The organism is Lunatimonas salinarum (genome assembly GCF_017811155.1).
GTDB classification, from domain to species: Bacteria; Bacteroidota; Bacteroidia; order Cytophagales; family Cyclobacteriaceae; genus Lunatimonas; species Lunatimonas salinarum.
The window spans coordinates 26,301-47,371 of the sequence record NZ_JACVCV010000003.1 but is presented as its reverse complement, the minus strand read 5'-3'; the positions used below and the strand labels follow the sequence as shown (position 1 = coordinate 47,371).

Below are 21,071 nucleotides of genomic sequence, written 5' to 3'. Positions count from 1 at the left end.
GACGGCAGCCTTACACGGGCTTTCGATAATCCTTAGAATTGACCGATTTTTTTCAAAATCAGGTATTTTGCAAAAGAATAGGCTGTGATCAATCCGATGATTACTACCAAAAAGGGAACAAGGAGATTACCATCACCTGAGGAAGCAACATATAGGGTTAGGAGGTTTAAAAGTATCTGTAGACCGAAATAGAGAAAGGAAACGGGAAGGTGCTTCCACCCCATTTCATTGGCCAGGTATTGGTAGAGGTGGGTACGGTGGGGCTGAAAGATGTTTTCCAGTTTGATAAGCCGGTGGAGAATGGTCAGAACCCCGTCCAGGCCGTAGATTCCGAAGATCAGCAAGTAGAAAAATTCCTCGGTTCGTACCAAGAGGTTCACCATTATGTAGCCCAGTATCAGGGCCATGCTGATAGAGCCCACATCCCCTGCGAAGGTTTTTGCCCTGCGTCGGACATTGAAAAACCCGAAAACCAACAGCGACAGGCCGGTCACTTCCATCAAACCACGTAAGTCATGCAGTTCGGGGATAAAATAAAATCCAACTAGCACTGCTAGGGCATATAGGGAGGTAATGCCGTTGATGCCATCCATAAAATTGAAGATATTCACCCACCCAAGAAAAACAAAAAGGGCTAATGGAATCCACCAGAATGCCAATTCCATGACGCCGGCTTCATAGAGTACTAGGAGGGATGCCAGTACGTGTACAGTAAAACGTGGTAGCTGACTTAATGGACGGATATCGTCCACCATGCTGACTGATGCCACCATGAGTACGGCAAGGGCGAGTTCCCAAGTGGCCAATTCCATAAAGAAGGCCATAACCGCGGCTACCGCAAACACAATGCCCCCTCCCCGGATGGTGATACGGGTGTGCGAAGACCGCTCATTGGGTTTGTCGATGATATTAAACCGGTCGGCGATCCGAAAATACAGCAAGATACTGGCGATTAGAATTAGGGTCGCTAGGAGGTACATGGGGGATGAGGGTTGGTTTTTTTGTTTTGGTGAGGGGTTGGGTGGAGGTGTTATTTTTGGTCGAATTGTTTGACCGTCGAATCGATGGCATTCCATGGCGAAACTAGGTAGTGGCGCCATACGCTGGTACAACCGTGCGATGAGACATCAATCGAAATCGAGGCAAAAATTAATTTCATATCCATATTTTCCGATCAAAGAGTTCGATAGTTTGACTATTCGGCAGAAGAATTCCTAAGATTCGGGAAAAAAGTCTCTCAAAATTTGCGGGTTGTTATTTAGGCAATAGCCTTACCTTTTAGACAAATCTTAGGTTAATTTCAGTTTGCGGAGCAAGTATTCATCAATCCAACCCGGCACCTCATCTTTGTGTATAATAATATCATTTTGCTGTTTCTCCATTATTACCTCATTCGTTTTATGGGAGCTGTCGATAATAAATGCCCGGTCAACAACCAGGAAAGCCTTACAGAGAAGATCTAAAGACCGGAAATACCTTGAAGTGATTTTATTTTCTTCCACATGGTGTCCGCCCTCAAGCACTCTGTTTTTGACTCGTTGAATATTGATCTTTGGGTCGCGGGTACAAATAAAATAGAGGTATGTTGTAAAACCGAGATCTTTTGCTTTTTCTAAAAACATAACTTTCGACTCATGTGACATTACGGTTTCAAACGAAAACGTCATGTCGCTATGAATCAGTTTTTCTCTAAAAAACTCCGCAATGACTGATGCTTGGTAGCTGTCAATGACGTGGGTAGCGGTGAAAAAATTTTCACGTATTTGTAGTCCCATGAAAGACTTTTCTGTTATCCTTTTATCAGAAGATTTTTCCAATAAAAAATCACGCCATTCTTCGGGAGAGATTGGTTGGGGGAATAATAGAGAACAATCGAAGTGCTTCTTTGTGTTGAGTTCGGATTCGATCCGATCGGCATTGATAAAATAGCCTATATTAAATTTTTTGCTGATTTCTTCGATCAAAGTGGATTTTCCGGAGCCATTCGGGCCGGCAAACATTCTAAATTTCTTTTTGCTCATTCAGCTTGAATCGCTTGTGCCCAATTTTTTTTATTCCAAACCGTGCTTTCCCCAACAGGGACACTTCTCCGGTGGAATCCACCTGCACAAGATTAGAATCCTGAACTTCTATATAAGACAACCCCAGCGCCTTATTTCTTCTAATAGCTTTTTCCGCAGCGTCTTTTTGAGCGTTTTCAATGTCTTTTCGTGTGATTTCCATATTCGCTGGTTTCGTTGTTTCTAATTAACACGTCAAGGTAAGAAATTGGTTGCTTATTGCGTAAAAGTCCAAGGGCAAATTCAGGGTAGAATTGTTTTCGAATCGTGTGATCGTCGAATCGAATGCATTTGATGGCGATCCTAGGTAGTGGATCCATTCGCTAGTACTATCGTACTATGAAGTTTAAATCAAATCAAAAATCAATAGCAAATCCATATTCCCGATCAAACGGTTCGACGGTTTGACAACCAAACGACACTCTCTAGGCATGCCCGCCCAGGCCTTTTCGGGTTTTGGCGATAATGGGTGGGCACGATTGATTCCAACGCTGGCCAAAACGGGGAGGATTTTTGATCTCTTTTCCCCGGGTTTGCACCCGGGGTTATTGATTTTCGACCGCCTTCGGGGTCTTTTTTGGAGATTATGAGAAATTAGAAATGAGATAGTAGACATTGTCATTCCCTAAATAGGGATGGCCATACAGCATCGAACCGATTGCCGCAACCCCGAAGGGGTGCCATGTTTATAGCTATGGTCGATTATAGATAATTTTTGTTTTGGCCGCATCAAATGCCCGATGTACCATCCCCGCCCCGCCAAAACCCGGTGATGCCTGAATTGGCCATAATCCCCTACCCAAACCCGACCGATCAAACGATTCGACAAAAGACTAGCTGCAAGAATGCCCGCCCTTGCCTTTTCGGGTTTTGGCGATAATGGGTGGGCACGATTGACTCCAACGCTGCCAAAACGGGGAGGATTTGGTATCTCTATTTCCCCGGGTTGGCACCCGGGGTTATTGATGTTCGACCGCCTTCGGGGTCGTTTTTGGAGGTTAAGGGAAATTAGACGTGAGATAGTAGACATTGTCATTTCCTAAATAGGGATGGCAATACAACATCGAACCGATTGCCACAACCCCGAAGGGGTGCCATGTTTATAGCTAAGGTCGATTATGGATAATTTTTGTTTTGGCCGCATCAAATGCCCGATGTGCCATCCCCGTTCCGCCAAAACCCGGGAATGGTTGAATGGGCGATAACTCCGTACCGAATATCTTCCATATCGAATCGTTTGACCATCGATTCGATGGCATTCCATGGCGAAACTAGGTAGTGGCTCCATTCGCTAATACTATCGTACTATGATGTTTAAATCGAAATAAAAATTATTAGCGAATCCCTATTTCCCGATTCAACAGTTCGACAATCAAACGACAGTCCGTAGGCATGTTCCCTCTGGTTTTTTCGGGTTTTGGTGATGTCTGCGGGGCTGTGCCAAATCCGGGAAGACTTTCACTGATTCATTACCGTCCCACTATCTGGCCGATTGGAGACGGTTGCCGATCCAGGTACTGTGATCGGGCACATCCTGATGAACAATGGACCCGGCACCGATGGTACACCATGCACCGATCTTTATTCCCGGTAATATAATGGCATTGGCACCGATCAGGGAATCTACCCCCAACTCTATACCTCCGCACAGCGTAGCCTGAGGTGCCACGTGCACATAGTCCCCGATATGGCAATCGTGGTCTATCGAGGCACCGGTGTTGACGATAACCTGCTCGCCCAGCATACACCCCACCTTCACGATCGCCCCTTCCATCACCACAGTCCCGGGCTCTAAATGGGCCCTCTTGGAAAGAATCGCCGATTCATGGAGGATTGTGGCGAAGGTCGCGCGGGTATGCAAGCGCTCACGGATCCCCTTACGTACCCGATTATCGCCGATGGCAATAAAGAGTTCGCTGCTGAACTCAAAATCGGGAGGTACGGGACCGAGCACGGGGTAACCCAATACCTCCTTTTTCGCAGGGTCATCGTCAAAAACGCCGTCGATTTGGGCGTAGGAATCGATCATGTCAATAATAACCCGTCCATGTCCGGACGCTCCGTATACATACATGATGAATGGCTAGTGAGTTTTGAAGACAATAAGCGTTATAATACGAATAAAATAGGGGAAATTCAAAAAAAAGCAGGTTAACTATTGCCTTTTCGATAGAATAGTGTCAGTTTTCATTGTGACGTTCCCTTAAGGGGAAGTCATTTTTTGGGTACTCAACAGCGGATTTTTTTTTCGAAGGGAGGATAAAGGGAGGCTAATGTACTTTTTTCCGGATCCGATTGATTAGGGCTATTTCTTCGGATCTTTTTTTTGTTGGAGGGGATCGGTGGGTTGAATTAGGTGGCGGAATGGCCGGATGGCACGAAACAACCAGAGTAATCGGTACCCTCCAAGCGATTTAGGCTTAAAAAGTCTGAAATCCTCTACGGTGGGCTGGAAAAAATGAATAAAGTTGTGAAAATAGGATTGTATCTTTCTATGGGGCTCCGGGTAAAATAGCGCCCGTTTGCGGATTAGCCCTGTGTAATAACGCATGTAATAGACAAAGTTAGAACCCATTTGCTTGGGTACTAACCTCTTTTCTTTGAGTGTAGTGTCTACCAAAAGCAACGAGAGTTTTTCCTGGCGCTTATGTGCCGGAAGGGCGAATTGGGTACCAAATAGCCGATTGGATGCTTCCACCACTGCGGCCAAGGAAAACACTTCGGTGAGTTCCCGTAGCAGGGGGTGCAGGGGATAGTCCTCTGCGGAAGGGTTCAGCTTTTTCAGCCCCATTGCTATATCCAGGGCGGTTTTAAGGTATCCATATCCATCGTGCACACTGTGATGGAGATACAGGTACTTGAATTGCTCGAAAGGATCCTGTACCGGAAGCATCTGATCATAGACTTGGATATTTTCATTGTTTACATATGAAAAATTGTTGTTGAAATTTCCAACCGCTAAGTAGTCATAGATTATTCTCCAATGGAGTTCCAGGTGGATGGGCAGGCCGCGGCGATCCAGTTTTTTTAAATTATAGCCCCGTCGGGTTCGGGTAAACCGTTCCCAGCCTAAGAAACGGACGAAATCCTCCTCATCAGGCAGGTAGCCGTCTGCTTTTAGGATGTCATTGACCAGGGGAAGCTCGGTGGGATCTACGATTAGGTCGATGTCGCCTGATTCCCGTAGTCCTATGTCCCCATAAAAAAGCAGTGAAAACGCCACCCCTTTATACGGAAACGCCACAAGTCCATGCGAACGCAGCAGAGACACCAGCCGGGTAGTCTCTTTGGCCTTTTCCATGCTATGGATGGCCATGCGCTTCAACTCATTTTTCAGGATATCTGCCCAAGGGGAAGGGGGCTCGCACTTTAACAGCACCCGATAGGCAACAGGGCTGATGCGGTGGGCTTTGCAGAGGCGGTGCACCTCCTTCCAATCCACGGGGGCTTGGTGGAGGTAGGAGATCAGGGAATCCATGCGCTCTGTCCCAAGGTAAACCCGGCAGGCGAACAGGATGATGGCGGTGGGCCTCCCGTAGTTTGCTTCCAGTTGGGAAAAGTCCAAAAGTGGAGGGCTGGTATTTGGCAAGTGGTCGGAATGGTTTTTCGGTATCGGGGCAATGGCCGGCTCTGTGGCCGTTTCCCTTAATAGATGCTCTTTTCCCGCCAATAGTCGGGTGAGAACTTGTAGCTGTCGTTCAGTGATTCTTCCAGGCTTTTATCCGAGCATACCAACACGGAGCCGTTTTCGGAAAGGCAGCGCATCCCGCATAGGTAGCCGCCAGGGACAAACAGCGTATCGCCATTGCCGGATAGTAGGTATTCAGAGACGGGGAGATCGGAAGAAGGGTTCTCCCAATCGTCGGGCTTGATGAGAAGGATTTTCACCAGACCGTTTACCACGGTGAACAGCTTGGATTCGCGACGGTGTCCGTGCCAGCCCCGCATCCCCCTGGGCTCGATGATGATGTAACGCTTGATGTCAAAGCCCAGTTTTGGGAGTTCGTTGTTATAAAGGAGATTGCCCCGTTCATCTGCGTGAATTCCTCCCTTTAGCAACAACGGCTCTTTTCTGTCTCCTTCCATTTTCCTTACACCAGTTTAATTTTTTTCAAAATTAGGTATTTAGCTAGTATGTACCCAACGATCAATACAATTATTATCATAAAAAATGGAAAAAGAAGGGTTATTTCTCCATCGGTTGCGAGCTGTATCACGGTCAGATTGAGCAGTGCCTGAGCGGCAAAATAGCCGAAAGCCACCGGAAGGTGACCCCAGCCCATCTCATTGGCAAGGTATTGGTAAAGGTGGCTGCGGTGTGGTTGGAAGATGTTTTCACGTTTGATGAGTCTGTGAAGGATGGTAAGGACGCCGTCCAGGCCATATAATGAAAAGAGCAATAAGTAAAAAATCTCCCCGGTAGCCACGAGCAGATGCACCATCAGGTAGCCCAGTACCAGGGCCATACTGATGGATCCTACGTCCCCGGCAAAGGTTTTGGCCTTTCGCCGGATATTAAAAAAGCCAAAGACCAGCACCGACAGGGCCACCAGTTCGATCAGGCCACGGAAATCGGCCAGTTCGGGCAGGAAATAGAAGCCCCCTAAAACGGCGAGGGAATACAAGGCCGTGATGCCGTTGATCCCATCCATAAAGTTAAAGATATTCACCCAGCCCAGAAAAACAAAGAGGGCCAAGGGAATCCACCACAGGGCCAATTCCATAACACCTGCTTCGTAGAGAACCAGCAGGGAGGCTACTAGATGCACACTGAAGCGGGGCAGCTGACTCAAGGGTCGCATGTCGTCCACAAAGCTGACCGATGCCACCATCAATACAGCAAGCGTGAGTTCCCAAGTAGCTATGCCCAGGAAAAAGGCGAGCAGCACGGCAACGGCAAACACCACGCCTCCGCCCCGGATGGTGATGCGGGTATGGGAGGAGCGCTCGTTGGGTTTGTCGATGATATTGTATCGGTCTGCGATCCGGAAGTACAGCAAGATACTGGCGATAAGAACTAGGGCCGCTAGGAGGTACATGGGGAATGAGGGTTGGTTTTTTTAGTTGTTGTTTTATTATTGTCGAATCGTTTGACCGACGAATCGTCGAATCGATGGCTTATCGAGTCTAGGCTGAATTCGGCAAAAGACTAGCCGCAAGAATGCCCGCCCTGACCTTGTCGGGTTTTGGCGATAATGGGTGGGCACGATTGGCTCCAACGCTGGCCAAAACGGCGGGATTATTTTTGATCTATATTCCCCGGGTTTGCACCCGGGGCTACAAACATGTGACCGCCTTCGGGGTCGATTTTTTTTGAATAGCTTTTATTATTGGCCTCCCCCGCACTGGAAAAGTATCGGTTTTTCGGGATTCCAACTTCGAAGCGTGAACTTTCCCCAACCCCGAAGGGGTGTAATTATAATAACCCCGGGTGTAAACCCGGGGGAAAACGACGTTATGATAGATCTGGTTTTGGCCGCCGTAAAAGCCCGATGTGCCATCCCCGTTCCGCCAAAACCCGGAAATGGTTGAAGGGGCGATAACTCCGTACCCAACCCAACGACCGTCGAATCATGGGATTGTCGAATCGTTTGACCGACGAATCGTCGAGTCGATGGATTTTCAAAGTCAGACAGTCCCACGATTCAACAGTTCGATAAAAAAAATCAATCGGTTTTCCTTTCAACCACTTTTTTACTTAGCAAGGTGTATTGGAAATCTTTTTCTGAAATCAGCTAGTGTCAAAATTGATAGACCTAAGACTGAAACAGCTAATAACCGCTTGTCACCTGTCACCAGCAAGGAGGATTCCGATTGCAAAGCTAGGTCGAAAAGGAAATTGTCCTGGGGATCGGGAGCTCCTGTAAACGTGGATTGAATGTCGAAGTCAGTGGTCAATTTTTGAACCAAGCGTAGGTAATCGCTGACTGGATAAGTTAGTAATTTTTTGATTTTTTGTCTGTTCAGAACATCTTCCAATTCGGCATAAAGGTCTTTGCACGCAAAGACCTGAAGGCGGTAAGTCAGTTTTTGAGCTGTGAGTTCTCTTAGGTTTCCGGAAATGATATAGCTAATCCAGATATTCGTGTCAAGAACTACGCTTATTTGCGTTCTCATACCGGGATTTTCTGACTGACCTACATAGGTCAACAATTTCTTCCGTTGGAATAGCCTGGGGATTGTCTATTTTGCTCAAGCGTTCGGCTTCTTCCATAAGCAGCCATTCGGTATCTGCTACCCGCAAATCTAGACCGAGTTTTTTCGCAGTGTCAATCAGCAGCTTTATGTCCTCTTCTGCATTGCTATTTAAAATCAATGTAGCCATCGTTTGGGGAATAATTGCATTATCGTTAGTTAATGTAACGATTTTTCTTTTGCAAAGGGTTCTTTTGGCTGGAATATTTATTGGAAAAGCTTGATGGCGCGTCGAACCGTTTGATCTTCGAATCGGCGGCTTTTCGGAGCGAAGCTGCGCTTGCTTTCGATTTAATATCGCCTTCGCCGGACAAGTTTCGTGCAAATTGTCCACTGAACTGAAATCTATACCCTACCGATTTAACAGTTCGACTAATCCACAGTTCGACAACATTGGTCGAATTGTTTAGCCCGTCGATACGTCTAATTAATTTTTGTTTGAGTCTAATTCTATTTCAGAAAGTTACAGTAACATCAAGATTACCAACAACCAAGATAAGCGCAGGACGTTTTTTTGTGCAAGTTAAATCTGTAAAAGGAAAGGGAACCAAAACAATGTCGCCTTTGACCATCAGTATTTTTCTTTCAGGTCAGCCTCGTCGTATAATTTTTCTTCGTCATGGAGGAAAGCTAGGGCAATTGAATTGCTAGCCAATTTTTCTATCCCTTTTTGCATTAATTGCTCTTCGTATTTGCGCAACACAAAATCGGCAAAGTCAGCCACTTGGCGAATTTCGCTCTCGGGAAGTTTTTCCAAAAGATCTATTGTTCTACGTATTAATGTTTGCTTTGCCATTTGGATCCTAACTTAGGTGAAGGTTCGGGAAGTTTTCGGATTCTTTGATTACCAAGTCAACAATTTTTCATTTATATAGCGGTTTCTTTGATTGCCTTTTTTATTGGGATAGAGTCGGTGCATGGCATTGGCTAATCGTTGGACCTTTTTTTCGTCGAATCGATTGGTCGTAGAATCGAACTACCAAATACGAACGATACAAAGCTGGCGCACTTTCGCTATTCCAACCTAATTTTTGGAGATATAAGACGTTAGAAATAAGATCGAATTTCTCCCGAATCAAAGGTTCGACAATTCGACAGTTCAACAAAAAACTAGCCGCAAGAATGCCCGCCCTGACCTTGTCGGGTTTTGGCGATAATGGGTGGGCACGATTGGCTCCAACGCTGGCCAAAACGGCGGGATTATTTTTGATCTATATTCCCCGGGTTTGCACCCGGGGCTACAAACATGTGACCGCCTTCGGGGTCGATTTTTTTTGAATAGCCTTTATTATTGGCCTCCCCTGCACTGGAAAAGTATCGGTTTTTCGGGATTCCAACTTCGAAGCGTGAATTTTCCCCAACCCCGAAGGGGTGTAATTATAATAACCCCGGGTGTCAACCCGGGGGAAAACGACGTTATGATAGATCTGGTTTTGGCCGCCGTAAATGCACGTGGTGCCATCCCCTCCAGCCAAAACCCGATGATGCCTGAATTGGCCATAATCCCCTACCCAAACCCTACCGATCAAACGGTTCGACAAAAGACTAGCCGCAAGAATGCCCTCCCTTGCCTTTTCGGGTTTTGGCGGGAGTGGGTGGGCACGATTGATTCCAACGCTGGCCAAAACGGGGGGATGATTTTTGATCTCTCTTCCCCGGGTTGGCACCCGGGGTTATTAATATTTGACCGCCTTCGGGGTCTTTATTTGGAGGTTAAGGGAAATTAGACGTGAGATAGTAGACAAATGTACTTCCCTAAATGGGGTTGGCGATACACCATCGAACCGATACCGTAACCTCGAAGGGGTGCCATGTCTATAGAAAAACAAATCAACCACACCCTCCCAGTTTTGGCCAGCGGAAATGCCCGTGGTGCCATCCATCTCCCGCCAAAACCCAGGAATGCCTGAGTTGCTAACCAATGAATCCAACCGGTTAGGAGACGTAAGATTTAAGACGTTAGACATAAGACAAGCCGAAGCAATCTTTTTTGTAGACGTAAGATTTAAGACGTAAGAAGGGATTTTTCCAATCGAATACGTTACGGTTCAACAGTTCGACGATTCAACAGCACTGAGGAGATATGAGAAGTTAGATTTGAGATATTAGATCCGATTTTCTCCCGATCCCACGGTTCGGCGATTCGGCAGTTCGACAATACAAACGAGATTGCTTCGTCGCCCGCTCCTCGCAATGACGACAACGCCTTTCTAGATTACTTCTGCTACACCATTACAAAACTAAAGATCCAAACAGATACTAATCTAATAACTACAACCCAATATATCCATTTATTTCGCGCAGCATATATCACGAAGTGTATATCGCGAAGCATATATCATTCAAATATCCCGAAGCATATATCGTTCAAAAATCACAAAGTTATCCCCCCTTAAACGATTCAAAGGTCCGCATCAATCCCTCTTCACCGGAAAGTGGCAAATCTACACCAAGGGCTGTTTTGATTTTTTGGTTACTGACCCGATAGCTTTCGGTAAGTTTTTGAAGGCGTTCGCTGTTTAATGGCAGGTGCAGTCGGTCGCCGATTTTAGCCGCGGTGGTGATCAATCCTGCTGGCACTTTCCATAACCTGGGAGATTTGCCTAAAGACAAGGCCATTATGCGGATAAGGTCATTGGTGGAGTAGGTTTCGTCGTCAGCCACTTGGTAGATGCCCGATGGAATAGGCTTTTCCATTAATTGGTTGATCACAAAACAAAGGTTTTCTACACTTAGAAAAGAGCGCTGATTGTCAAATGCGGCCAAGGGGTAGGGGAGTCCCTTGCTGGCAAAGCTGTAAAGTAGGTTTAGATTGCCTTTATTGCCCGGCCCGTGGATCATGCAGGGACGAAGAATATAGACCCGTTTGTTTTCCGGAAGATGGGAGAGGATGTATTGTTCGGCCAGCAATTTGGATTTGCCGTAGGGGGTTACCGGATTGCAGGCTACATCTTCGGTTAACACCCCTTCCACCACATCTTTCGCAGCCTTTACAGAACTGATAAATATAAAGGTTTGCGATGTAGGATCTTGGAGAAAGCGGTCATAGAGCTTTTTGGTCAGTTCGTAATTGACGTCAAAATAGGCCTGGTCGTCTGCCGTTTTTTTAAGGTCATGGGCTTTACCGGCCAGGTGGATGTAGTGTCGAGCAAAAGGAAGATCTAAAGGGAGTTCTTTTCTTATACTAATCGGGAGAATATCATTCGCGTTTTCCCGCTTTAAAAAAATTAAAAGGTTCTGCCCGACAAATCCCGAAGCTCCAGTTACAAGTATTTTCATCTTCAATCTCCGTTAAATATCCCTAAAAGCCTGTCTATTAATATTTCTCTTTCGAAATTTTCTTCGAAATATTTTCTGGCATTTTCACTCATCTGTCGTCGTTTCTCTTTCGGGAGCGCATATAATTCCAAAATGCTCTCAGCCAATTTCTGTGGATCCCCAGTAGGAGCGACCACACCGGCCCTCGCGTCTTTGATTACTTTTGCACCTTCACCGTCTAGTGCTGCAACGATGGGTTTTCCGCATGCCAGATACGATTGAACTTTTGAAGGGATTGTCAATGAAAAAATTCTACTGTTTTTAAGGGTGACTAGTAAGGCATCGCTACAGGCAAAGAAATCGGGCATTTTTTCAACAGGAAATGCACCTAGCAAGTGAAAATTACTGCTCAATCCATATTCTGCAACCTTTTGCTCAACAAAATCTTTTTTTCTGCCATTTCCCAAAATCACGAAGTGGATATCACGATTAGCCGTTTTCACTAGCCTAGCAGCTTCGATTATGTTTTCGAAATCCTGGGCCTCTCCTATGTTTCCCGCAAACATTAAGCAGAAGGGAACCTTGGGGACGAGCCCAACGATTTCTTCCTTGGGCTCCACAACATCGTATAAGGATTCAGTTGAATTTGGATAGTATACGATTTTCGCGTTCTCCACACCCTGATTCAAAATGTACTCTTTAAAGCCCTCTGACTGAATCAGAACTTTAGCGGAATTCTTATATATCCATTTGGTTAAGTTATCCAGTTGTTTTAATATGAGTTTATTGTTTAGTTGGCCTGCCGCTGTCACGCTTTCAGGCCACAGATCCTGCACCCAAAAATAAACGGGTATCTGCATCCTTTTTGCAATGAAGACAGCTGGTATTCCCACAGTAATCGGGGAAGGTTCATATACAAAAACCAAATCGTATCGGCCGTTTATAAAGAGGGATTTTAGAGATGCAAGAAAGGCAAATGATAGATAGTTGACCATCAGCCTCAATCCTGAACCACTACCGCGGGCAATCAGTGGGCTCCGAAAGACGGTAATCCCATGCCAGGTTTCCCTTGATTTATTGTAAAAATTATATCCCGGATAAAAACTCCCGTTCGGATAATTTGGCTTTCCAGTAAGCACATGAACCTCGTTTCCTCTCTCCTGCAAACCTAGCGCCAGGTCATTGATCCGAAAACTTTCAGGCCAAAAATATTGAGTTACGATTAGTATTTTCAATGGGATGCAGCTTTTCTAAAGATAGTTGTAATGCGGATAAAATGACGAGTGTTGTGCCATCCAACTCTTCATTTCATGAATCATTGTTTGATAGGAAGGAACGGTATACTTAAAATCTTCCCTTGAATTGAAAAGGCTTTTATCCACTTTATAATCAGATTTCGCTTCAATGTGAATATTTCCGCCCCGGAAAACCTGATTGAATATTCCAAGCAAATCGTACTTTGCGATTTTTTCGCCGTTTACCAGATGATATAATCCAGTGAGTTTTTGCTGTATTGCCTCATGAATGGCTTTTGCCAATTCAAGGGTGGTGACTCCAGTCCAATAAGCCTCCTTGTAGCCGCTGATCGGCCCGGTCTGATTCATAAACCAGTGAAAAAGCCCAATTCCATCCAATTTAAGTTCAGGCCCAATGATAGAAGTCCGGAACGTAAGGTCTTTATCGTTAATAACTTCGCCTAAAGCTTTGGACTGTGCATAGAACCCAATGCCATTCTTCAAGGAATTTTCAACGTAACCACCTTCCTTTCCTGAAAATACACAGTCTGTACTTATATGGATTAATTTGAACCCATTTTTACGTCCTAAGGCTGCCAAAAAATGAGGAAAATAACTGTTAAACCAAACAGCCTGCTCAGGATTATCCTCTGCCGTCTTGTTTAATAGACCAATGCAGTTAATTACCACATCAAATCTAATTTCAGATAAAGCTTCCTCTAACTTTTTGGTATCAGAAACATCCATATTGATAGAATGCTGGTGGGGATCAGCCGATCGTGCGATTCCCCACACTTCATAAATGCCTAGTTCTTCCAAATAGGTCTTGACGACGTGTCCGGCCATTCCCTTCGAACCGATTACTATTATCTTTTGCATGGTAGGCGATTATTTGGACCAGATTACTCTGTCCACAATGGATGTATAACTTTGAATCAATTTAACCACTCTTTCAGACGTGTTGGTCACATTATATTCCCAGGGCAAAGCAGTTTCCCTGTTGATAGCAAGTTTGGTGGTGAGCTCAATGCTGCCGAATATTTGGTCCTTGCTTATCCCCCCCAATACAACCGTACCTGCATCTATGGCTTCAGGTCGTTCGGTACTTGTCCTAATACTCACGGCCGGGAATCCCATCATCGCAGATTCTTCACTGATTGTGCCGCTATCAGAGAGTACCACAAACGCATTCTGCTGTAATTTCACATAATCAAAAAAGCCGAGCGGGGGAATGTTTTGGATCAGAGGATGGAAAACAATTTTGTTACCATCAATCCGCTTTCGGGTCCTCGGGTGAGTGGAGAAAATGATCGGAAACTGATACTTATCTGCCACTGCGTTTAGGCTTTCTACCAACTGTTCAAAATGATTCTTGAGATCGATATTCTCCTCCCTATGTGCGCTTACAACCATATATTTGCCCTTCTGAAGCTTTAACCGGTCAACAACATCGCTCCCCTCAATTTTCGATGCGTATTTTGTCAGTACCTCTCTTAGTGGCGAGCCTGTCACAAACACATGGTCTTTTCTGAACCCTTCGCTTAGCAAATACCTCCGGCTATGTTCGGTATAGGTGAGGTTAATATCACTAATATGGTCAGATATCTTCCGGTTGATTTCCTCCGGAACGTTTTGATCAAAGCACCGGTTTCCCGCCTCCATGTGAAAAATGGGGATCTTTAATCTTTTCGCCGCTATCGTGCAAAGCACGCTATTGGTGTCCCCAAGCACCAGCAAGGCATCGGGTTTTTCCGCCGTAAGGATTTCATAGGACTTAGATATGACATTTCCAATAGTTGCACCTAGGTGCTCACCGGCCACATTCAAAAAATGATCGGGCTTCCTAAGTTCCAGATCCTCAAAAAAAATCTCGTTCAGCGTGTAATCATAATTCTGTCCCGTATGTACCAAAATATGGTCAAAAAACTCATCACACTTCTTGATGCATTCTGCTAGCCTGATGATTTCAGGCCGTGTTCCAATTACTGTCACTACTTTTAATCTACCCATTTCTTTAAATGCTTTATTTTGGTAAATATGGTTACCAACGGTACCACAGATTCTTCTCAAATCGATAGTCATCCCTTACTGACTCTTCCACACTGGCATCGGAAAATACCATCAGCCTGGAATTCGGTGATGTTGCCTGAAATCCATTCACGTATCCACCTGGCACGGCAAGTATTTTTGGTTTTTCCTCATCAAGCAAATATTCGTAAGGTTGACCATCGGCAAGGGGGGTGTTCCAATCACCTATTTTAACCAGAACGAGTTTAAATGACCCTGAAGCTACGAAAAACCATTTGCGTTCCAATTTATGCCCCTGCCAGGCTCTCACCGTTTCTGTATTGGGATGGAGGATGCTATAGAAGCGCTTTACACCTTCGAAGACAAACGAGTTAACAAACGCGATGCTGCCTCTTTCGTCTGAATGAAAGCCGCCCTGTATAATTTGTGGCGCTGATTGTGTCATTTATCCCTCGTACGGTTCTAAATTGGTTTCACCCAACGCTTCCTTCCTGATTAGGGGTAGCTTTGATAGAAGCTTCTTCATCCCCTCCACATCCAATTGTTCGGTGTTGTGAGAGTGGTAGTCCTCTACCTTAGAGATATCCTTTTCACCTTCGAAGAAATACTGGTTGTAGTTTAGATCTCTGTTGTCGGCAGGAATTCGGTAAAACTCTCCCATATCCTGAGCCTTTAACATTTCTTCTCGGGTACAAAGTGTCTCATACAGCTTTTCGCCATGACGTGTACCTATGATTCTGATGTTGTTAGTTGCTTTATTGAGTTCTAAAAGGGCTTGTGCCAGATCGCCAATGGTTCCTGCAGGAGCCTTATTCACAAAAAGATCCCCCTGATTTCCATGCTCAAAAGCAAATAGCACCAAATCCACTGCATCTTCCAGCGACATTAAAAATCGGGTCATTTGGGGATCGGTGATGGTGAGATCTTCTCCGTTTTTGATCTGTTGCTGAAATAGGGGTATGACGGAACCTCTCGATGCCATTACATTTCCGTACCGGGTGAGGCAAACAGTCGTGGCATTCTCGGGAATATTCCGGGAAGCTGCTATCGCTACCTTTTCCATCAATGCCTTGGATATCCCCATCGCATTTATGGGATAGGCGGCCTTATCCGTGCTCAAGCAGATAATCTTGGTTACCTTGTTGGCTATAGCCGCGTCAATGGCATTTTGGGTGCCAAATACATTTGTTTTGGTAGCTTCTATCGGGAAAAACTCACATGATGGAACCTGCTTCAAAGCAGCAGCATGAAATACATAATCCACCCCTCGCATTGCCCTTTCGATGCTGTTATAATCCCGGACATCGCCGATGTAAAATTTGAGTTTGGGATGGTTTAGTCGGACACGCATATCGTGCTGCTTCTTCTCATCCCGCGAGAAAATCCTAATTTCGCTAAAATGCTCCGTATTTAGGAAACGGTTAAGAACCGCATTGCCAAAGGATCCTGTTCCGCCGGTGATTAACAAGGTTTTATTTTTAAACATAATAATTGCAATTTGAGGGTGCTAATCTTTTTTTAAATTCTATCTTGTCAACAAACATTTTCCTGCCATTGTCTTAATCATCTACCAGCGAAAACGAGATATATTCATCACCGGATAATTCAAAGTTGAGTAATTCAATCTTGTTCTAATGTTTCCATATCTTTTGCAGACGGTTCTTCCTCACCTGATAAATGAAACTATCCAAATTCGCTAAAGGCTATATACTCAAGATTGAGGTAGATAAAGCTTGTATAGTTTCAGCATCAAGTAAGGAGGAAAATATAAAAGTCTCGAAATTTGCTCGGAAAATTTAATACTAAGATTAAATCTATTTTCTAACAAAGATATCAGGCTATTACTCCAACTACACAGCCGATAAGCGAAAGATATTACTAGGGGCAAATTGATGAACTTTTCATTTCCCGCACGGACTTCCTCTTGTATGTAGTCCCATATCTGCGATTTCACCTTGAGATAAACCCTTGCTTTTAAAGCGGCATTCCCGCCACGCATCCGCACCATACTCAATGCAAGCGGTAATACACCCAGCTTCTCATGTTGCGCAAGACTTAACCACATAAACCCATCCTGACCATAGCGCATATGTTCAGCAAATCGAACTTGGGGATGTTCCATTAAAAACTCCCGCTTTACCATCACGCAAGGCGTGGCTATCGGTGAGGAAACCAAACAATTTATAAACACATCCCCATAAAAACGCCGAACTTCCACCTCCTTTATGATCTTGTTTGTGCTATCTTCAAATAAATTATAACCTGTGTGGGACCAAACTAGATCATTGGCGTCCATGTACTTAACTTGTTGTACTAGTTTCTCCGGTCCCCAAAGGTCATCTGAGTCTAAAAATGCAATATATTCACCGCAAGCCATTTTAATACCTTTGTTCCGCGCGGCGGCTGGTCCTCTATTTTCGGTTTTATAATACCGTACCTTATCACCGTAGCTACTTAAAAATCCACTATCATCTTCAATTGAACCGTCATTTACAACGATTATTTCGACGTTTTTATAAGTCTGTTGTAAGACAGATTTAACTGCTTCGGCCAACCACTGAATGTTTGAATAAAACGGAATGACTACACTGACTAAACTGCTCATATTCGATTCATAAAATTCCTTTGAACAATATCTTCATGAAGCAAGTTGTTTGTCTCCAAATAACTTTTTATTGTAGAGCTTGCATTACGCGCTATATCAAAGGTAATTCTATAATCTCTTAAGATTGGAAGCAAAACATCCACTATACTGTTTACATCCTGTTCCTTTATTCTATAACAATTGAACTTATCTTGCAGCAAGTAGGGAATAGAGCCAACAAAAGTGGTCACTATGGGAGTGTCAAAAATCATTGCCTCATACAATACTCTAGGAAAACCCTCGTGGTATGTCGGAAAGACAAATAAATCTGCATCCTCATAAAACCGTTTAATGTCTTTTCTATTGGTAATCACTCCATGCAGCGTTACTAGATGGTCTAACCTATTTTCCCTTATTTTTGAAGCTATCTCTCGATAATGCCTTCCATGACCAATGATATTTAAGCGGAAATTTGTAACGCCAATCCTATTTAACTCACTGACAGCGTCTAACAATTCAAAAACACCCTTTTCACGCTCCACCCTTCCAATAAAAAGCAAGGAGAGATTTTCTTTAGAAAATTCCTTTCTATTATCCCTTATATCCTCAATGCCAAAATCAATCATGGGTTTTATTGTAAATCCTCTACCTCCCGCTGAACCTACGATATCCGTAAACTTTGGTGAAACAGTAGCTACGAACTTTGCCTTCTTATACAGAAAGCGTGACATAGAAGATTGGATGTTTCTCTCTCCCCTTAAGTATAGGCCAAAAGGCTTACCAAGGAGAAAACTAGCACCTAAGAATATTGAAAAAGAATTTGGATAAAAAAGATAAACAAAATCTACATCTTTAACCAACCGACAGAACCATATTAGTGCTTTAAAATATGAAAAGAGCTTAAAGTAGCCACGAGGAACAGCCACGACATTCATACAGTTCTGCTCTAGACTAAAATTGGCTATAGAAGCTTCCTTTAAGGGTACGGCAAAATGAAATATTGAAACATCAAATCCACGTTGTGCCAAGCGGCTTAAAAATTCACCTGTACTTTTATGAATTAAAAAGCTACTATCGCGAGAATAAATCGCATCACTATTGATAATTAAAACTCGCATAATACATTCTAAATAGATTCTTTTAATCCCTCACGATATATAGTCTCACGTTGGGGAAATTCTTTCTTTGAAAAAATCGACGAATAAGGATAATATTTGTGAAACCTGTAAGAACCATAACTCAGATGAGACGTACTTTCGGAATAATATATAACTTTAGGTATTATCGCTACAACAAAAAGACCGATAACAATAAAACCACTCATAGCCATAAAATATCGACGCCTATACAGCGAAGTCAAAAAATCAGCAAAAAAAACTACCATAAAAGGTATAACATAATTTAGTATCCTGCTAAAACCTGAAATAGAAATAAAAAGAAGAACTAGGAAAAAATACACAACATATAGCTCATTAAACATTTCAGCCCTTTTCATTTTTCGATTTAACAGCAAAATACACAAGGGAAAAAGCGCATATAATATAAAATAGTAAATTTGACCGACAATATTGGATCGTCTATCGCTATATATTTCAAATCGCAAAGCCAATCTGTCGGTGAAAAAAAAATATTGGAGAATATCTGGATAATAATTTATAATCATATATAAGCCAAATATAGTGGTCGAAATAAAAACAAAACTGAGAAAGGTAAGCCTAAGATTGCGAAAAAATGGAAAAACAAATAACACGAAAGCAGACGAGTGAAACAGAAATGCTATAACAGACAAAATTAGATAGCCACCCCACTTTTGGCTTCTAAAATAGGGGTAAGCTAGGAGAAAAAAACAAATTGCTAAAGACTCACGCATAATTTCAGTATTAAAATAAATAAAAAAAAACAAAAAATAGATAAGTACTGCAGAAAATCTATATTGAGTATTTTTATTAATAAAGGAAAACATAACAACATTAATAAAAAAAGAATGAAGTAACTGAAAAAAGAAAAAATCATTTACGATAGACTTAGATAAAGATGAAATAACCAACCACAAAGGATCAAAATTGTTAAAAATGAAATCCTCAAATTTAAGATCATATATAAAGGGATAATCCTCAAAAAAATCCATATATGCATGAGTATCGCCACCCACCTTATACCGTAATCCAGAAACGGCAACAAAAATAACAAGTAAAATCCTATACCAAAGATTTGAATTCAGTCTATGTCCGCGAAAATCGACCACATAAGCTAAAGAAAGCAACAAGAAAAAGATGGCTAGATAGATCATTATCGCAGCTGGCTATTAGACATACCACCGTTGTGGCTAAACATTCTGTATGCACTAAATGATGAAAAACCGTAACAACAGATCAGAATCACTAAAACTACCAACCTTATTCTAATAGACGGAGACACAAACATAGAGCTAACCGCCAGAAGATATGCAGGAATAGCGAGTATGAGGAATTTAATAATACGAAAGGGAATGAAATGTAAATGATTAGAAACACTCCAACTCATTATTAATAAAAAAGTATTGGATATCAACATCGAGTATACAACACCATTTAAGCCATACCCTGGAATAAACAAGTATAGGGTTACAAGATTTACAGCCAGTGAGCAAAAAAAGGTGTATGAAAGGTATTTAGTTTTTTCAGTGTACTTAGGACCTATGTCTACGACTTCTTTAAAAATAAACAGTGAAAAATATAATGAAAGTCCACCTATATACTTGTAAGACTCAAAAAATTCTTCAGAGGCAATAAACAGAACGATCTCTTTTGAAAATAATGATACAAAGGATACAAGTAAAAAAACAGGCGCAGCAACAAGTGTTAGCACCTTTGGAAATAACTCCCTATGCCCTGGACTTTTGATTTGCTGAAACATGAAAGGCGCCCAAGCCATTATAAAGGCGGAATAAACCAGCTGCACAGAAGAAGCCAATTTTAATGATAAAGAATAGACACCAATTGCCGCTATGGTCAGATAACCAATCATAAAAAATCTGTTGGCATAGGACATTAATACACTTCCAATGCGAGCAGGAAATTGTGGAAGGGCATACTTAAAAGATTTTTTTAAATATGTTGATGAAATTGATAATTCAATAAAATGTCTTATAGATAAATACAAAAGAAAGGCTGATATGGAAGCGGCAATTAGTTGCGCATAGAAGACACCCACTATTCCCATATTTTGCCAAACTACAAACAATAGAATAAATAGGAGAGTCAGGATTACCTTCCCCAATAAAAGCAAAACAAACCGGACGTTTTCCTTCTCGTAACGTAGTAAGACAAATCCTAGCATAGAAAAATTAGTAAAAGGAAGTTGTAAGGATGCAATCTTTATTATGTAAGAGTATTCATCCGTTTCAAAAAATATTTGTGATATCGGTTGAGACAAAAAAGACAATGTTATGGCTACCGCTATCGACAAAGCGACAATAATAAAAAATATCGATGATATATACACCCTCTTCAATCTACCTTCATATTCGTAGTAATATCTTTGAAAAGCGGTTTCGAGTTGGAGAACTGCAAAAATAGAAGAAATACCTAAGGTGACTTGAATTAAATCAATTACACCAAATTCAACTTTTGAAAAGACCCTGGTATATAATGGTAAGAGTAAAAATGCGATGAGTTTTTCTACTGTTGTTGCAAATCCAAAAGAGAAAAAAGACTTTATAAACTCCCGCAT

General features: G+C 42.9%; 21 protein-coding genes. 1 reads left to right on the top strand and 20 read right to left on the bottom strand.

The features are described 5' to 3' along the window. Positions 1-32 precede the first annotated feature (32 nt). The 10 genes from IAQ59_RS04025 to IAQ59_RS03980 form a co-directional block, all read right to left on the bottom strand. Positions 33-980: an MraY family glycosyltransferase gene (locus IAQ59_RS04025; protein WP_209329510.1), complete on the bottom strand. Its 948-nt coding sequence runs from the start codon at positions 978-980 to the stop codon at positions 33-35. A gap of 309 nt (positions 981-1,289) precedes the next feature. After that, positions 1,290-2,021 carry an ATPase gene (locus tag IAQ59_RS04020; protein ID WP_209329509.1) on the bottom strand — a complete coding sequence of 244 codons (732 nt, stop codon included), beginning with the start codon at positions 2,019-2,021 and terminating at the stop codon, positions 1,290-1,292. Continuing rightward, on the bottom strand, positions 2,002-2,223 hold the full coding sequence (locus tag IAQ59_RS04015) for a hypothetical protein (protein ID WP_209329508.1): 222 nt from the start codon (positions 2,221-2,223) through the stop codon (positions 2,002-2,004). The genes IAQ59_RS04020 and IAQ59_RS04015 overlap by 20 nt, the downstream gene beginning before the upstream one ends. A 1,317-nt stretch (positions 2,224-3,540) precedes the next feature. Beyond that, a complete protein-coding gene (locus IAQ59_RS04010; protein WP_209329507.1) occupies positions 3,541-4,134 on the bottom strand; it encodes an acetyltransferase in 594 nt (197 codons plus the stop codon). Between the two features lie 231 nt (positions 4,135-4,365). Beyond that, positions 4,366-5,649: a nucleotidyltransferase family protein gene (locus IAQ59_RS04005; RefSeq protein WP_209329506.1), complete on the bottom strand. Its 1,284-nt coding sequence runs from the start codon at positions 5,647-5,649 to the stop codon at positions 4,366-4,368. 56 nt (positions 5,650-5,705) lie between these two features. Then, positions 5,706-6,146: a WxcM-like domain-containing protein gene (locus IAQ59_RS04000; protein ID WP_209329505.1), complete on the bottom strand. Its 441-nt coding sequence runs from the start codon at positions 6,144-6,146 to the stop codon at positions 5,706-5,708. Between the two features lie 5 nt (positions 6,147-6,151). After that, the gene (locus IAQ59_RS03995; RefSeq protein ID WP_209329504.1) at positions 6,152-7,099 is read right to left on the bottom strand and encodes an MraY family glycosyltransferase; all 948 of its coding nucleotides are present in this window, start codon (positions 7,097-7,099) and stop codon (positions 6,152-6,154) included. A 655-nt stretch (positions 7,100-7,754) separates the two neighbouring features. Next, positions 7,755-8,177, bottom strand: coding sequence for a putative toxin-antitoxin system toxin component, PIN family (locus IAQ59_RS03990; RefSeq protein WP_209329503.1), 423 nt, complete (start codon positions 8,175-8,177; stop codon positions 7,755-7,757). Further along, complete coding sequence (locus IAQ59_RS03985; protein ID WP_209329502.1) at positions 8,149-8,385, bottom strand: hypothetical protein; 237 nt, start codon at positions 8,383-8,385, stop codon at positions 8,149-8,151. The genes IAQ59_RS03990 and IAQ59_RS03985 overlap by 29 nt, the downstream gene beginning before the upstream one ends. 441 nt (positions 8,386-8,826) lie before the next feature. Beyond that, a complete protein-coding gene (locus IAQ59_RS03980) occupies positions 8,827-9,051 on the bottom strand; it encodes a hypothetical protein (protein WP_209329501.1) in 225 nt (74 codons plus the stop codon). A gap of 622 nt (positions 9,052-9,673) precedes the next feature. Here IAQ59_RS03980 and IAQ59_RS03975 point away from each other — a divergent pair. After that, positions 9,674-9,982 (top strand): hypothetical protein, encoded by a 309-nt coding sequence (locus IAQ59_RS03975; protein WP_209329500.1) that lies wholly within the window; start codon positions 9,674-9,676, stop codon positions 9,980-9,982. Between the two features lie 655 nt (positions 9,983-10,637). Here IAQ59_RS03975 and IAQ59_RS03970 read toward each other — a convergent pair. From IAQ59_RS03970 to IAQ59_RS03925, 10 genes are all read right to left on the bottom strand, one after another. Continuing rightward, on the bottom strand, positions 10,638-11,534 hold the full coding sequence (locus tag IAQ59_RS03970; RefSeq protein ID WP_209329499.1) for an NAD-dependent epimerase/dehydratase family protein: 897 nt from the start codon (positions 11,532-11,534) through the stop codon (positions 10,638-10,640). Positions 11,535-11,536: 2 nt separating this feature from the next. Next, positions 11,537-12,748: a glycosyltransferase family 4 protein gene (locus IAQ59_RS03965; RefSeq protein ID WP_209329498.1), complete on the bottom strand. Its 1,212-nt coding sequence runs from the start codon at positions 12,746-12,748 to the stop codon at positions 11,537-11,539. Between the two features lie 15 nt (positions 12,749-12,763). Then, positions 12,764-13,627, bottom strand: coding sequence for a dTDP-4-dehydrorhamnose reductase family protein (locus IAQ59_RS03960; RefSeq protein WP_209329497.1), 864 nt, complete (start codon positions 13,625-13,627; stop codon positions 12,764-12,766). Between the two features lie 9 nt (positions 13,628-13,636). Beyond that, on the bottom strand, positions 13,637-14,758 hold the full coding sequence (gene wecB / locus IAQ59_RS03955) for a non-hydrolyzing UDP-N-acetylglucosamine 2-epimerase (RefSeq protein ID WP_209329496.1): 1,122 nt from the start codon (positions 14,756-14,758) through the stop codon (positions 13,637-13,639). Positions 14,759-14,789: 31 nt separating this feature from the next. Next, positions 14,790-15,221, bottom strand: a complete 432-nt coding sequence (locus IAQ59_RS03950; protein ID WP_209329495.1) for a WxcM-like domain-containing protein — start codon at positions 15,219-15,221, stop codon at positions 14,790-14,792. Continuing rightward, positions 15,222-16,262 carry a polysaccharide biosynthesis protein gene (locus tag IAQ59_RS03945; protein ID WP_209329494.1) on the bottom strand — a complete coding sequence of 347 codons (1,041 nt, stop codon included), beginning with the start codon at positions 16,260-16,262 and terminating at the stop codon, positions 15,222-15,224. A 225-nt stretch (positions 16,263-16,487) separates the two neighbouring features. Then, positions 16,488-17,381, bottom strand: coding sequence for a glycosyltransferase family 2 protein (locus IAQ59_RS03940; RefSeq protein ID WP_209329493.1), 894 nt, complete (start codon positions 17,379-17,381; stop codon positions 16,488-16,490). Next, the gene (locus IAQ59_RS03935) at positions 17,378-18,478 is read right to left on the bottom strand and encodes a glycosyltransferase family 4 protein (RefSeq protein ID WP_209329492.1); all 1,101 of its coding nucleotides are present in this window, start codon (positions 18,476-18,478) and stop codon (positions 17,378-17,380) included. The genes IAQ59_RS03940 and IAQ59_RS03935 overlap by 4 nt, the downstream gene beginning before the upstream one ends. A gap of 8 nt (positions 18,479-18,486) precedes the next feature. Further along, positions 18,487-19,650, bottom strand: coding sequence for an EpsG family protein (locus tag IAQ59_RS22715; protein WP_209329491.1), 1,164 nt, complete (start codon positions 19,648-19,650; stop codon positions 18,487-18,489). Continuing rightward, positions 19,650-21,071 (bottom strand): lipopolysaccharide biosynthesis protein, encoded by a 1,422-nt coding sequence (locus tag IAQ59_RS03925; protein WP_209329490.1) that lies wholly within the window; start codon positions 21,069-21,071, stop codon positions 19,650-19,652. The genes IAQ59_RS22715 and IAQ59_RS03925 overlap by 1 nt, the downstream gene beginning before the upstream one ends.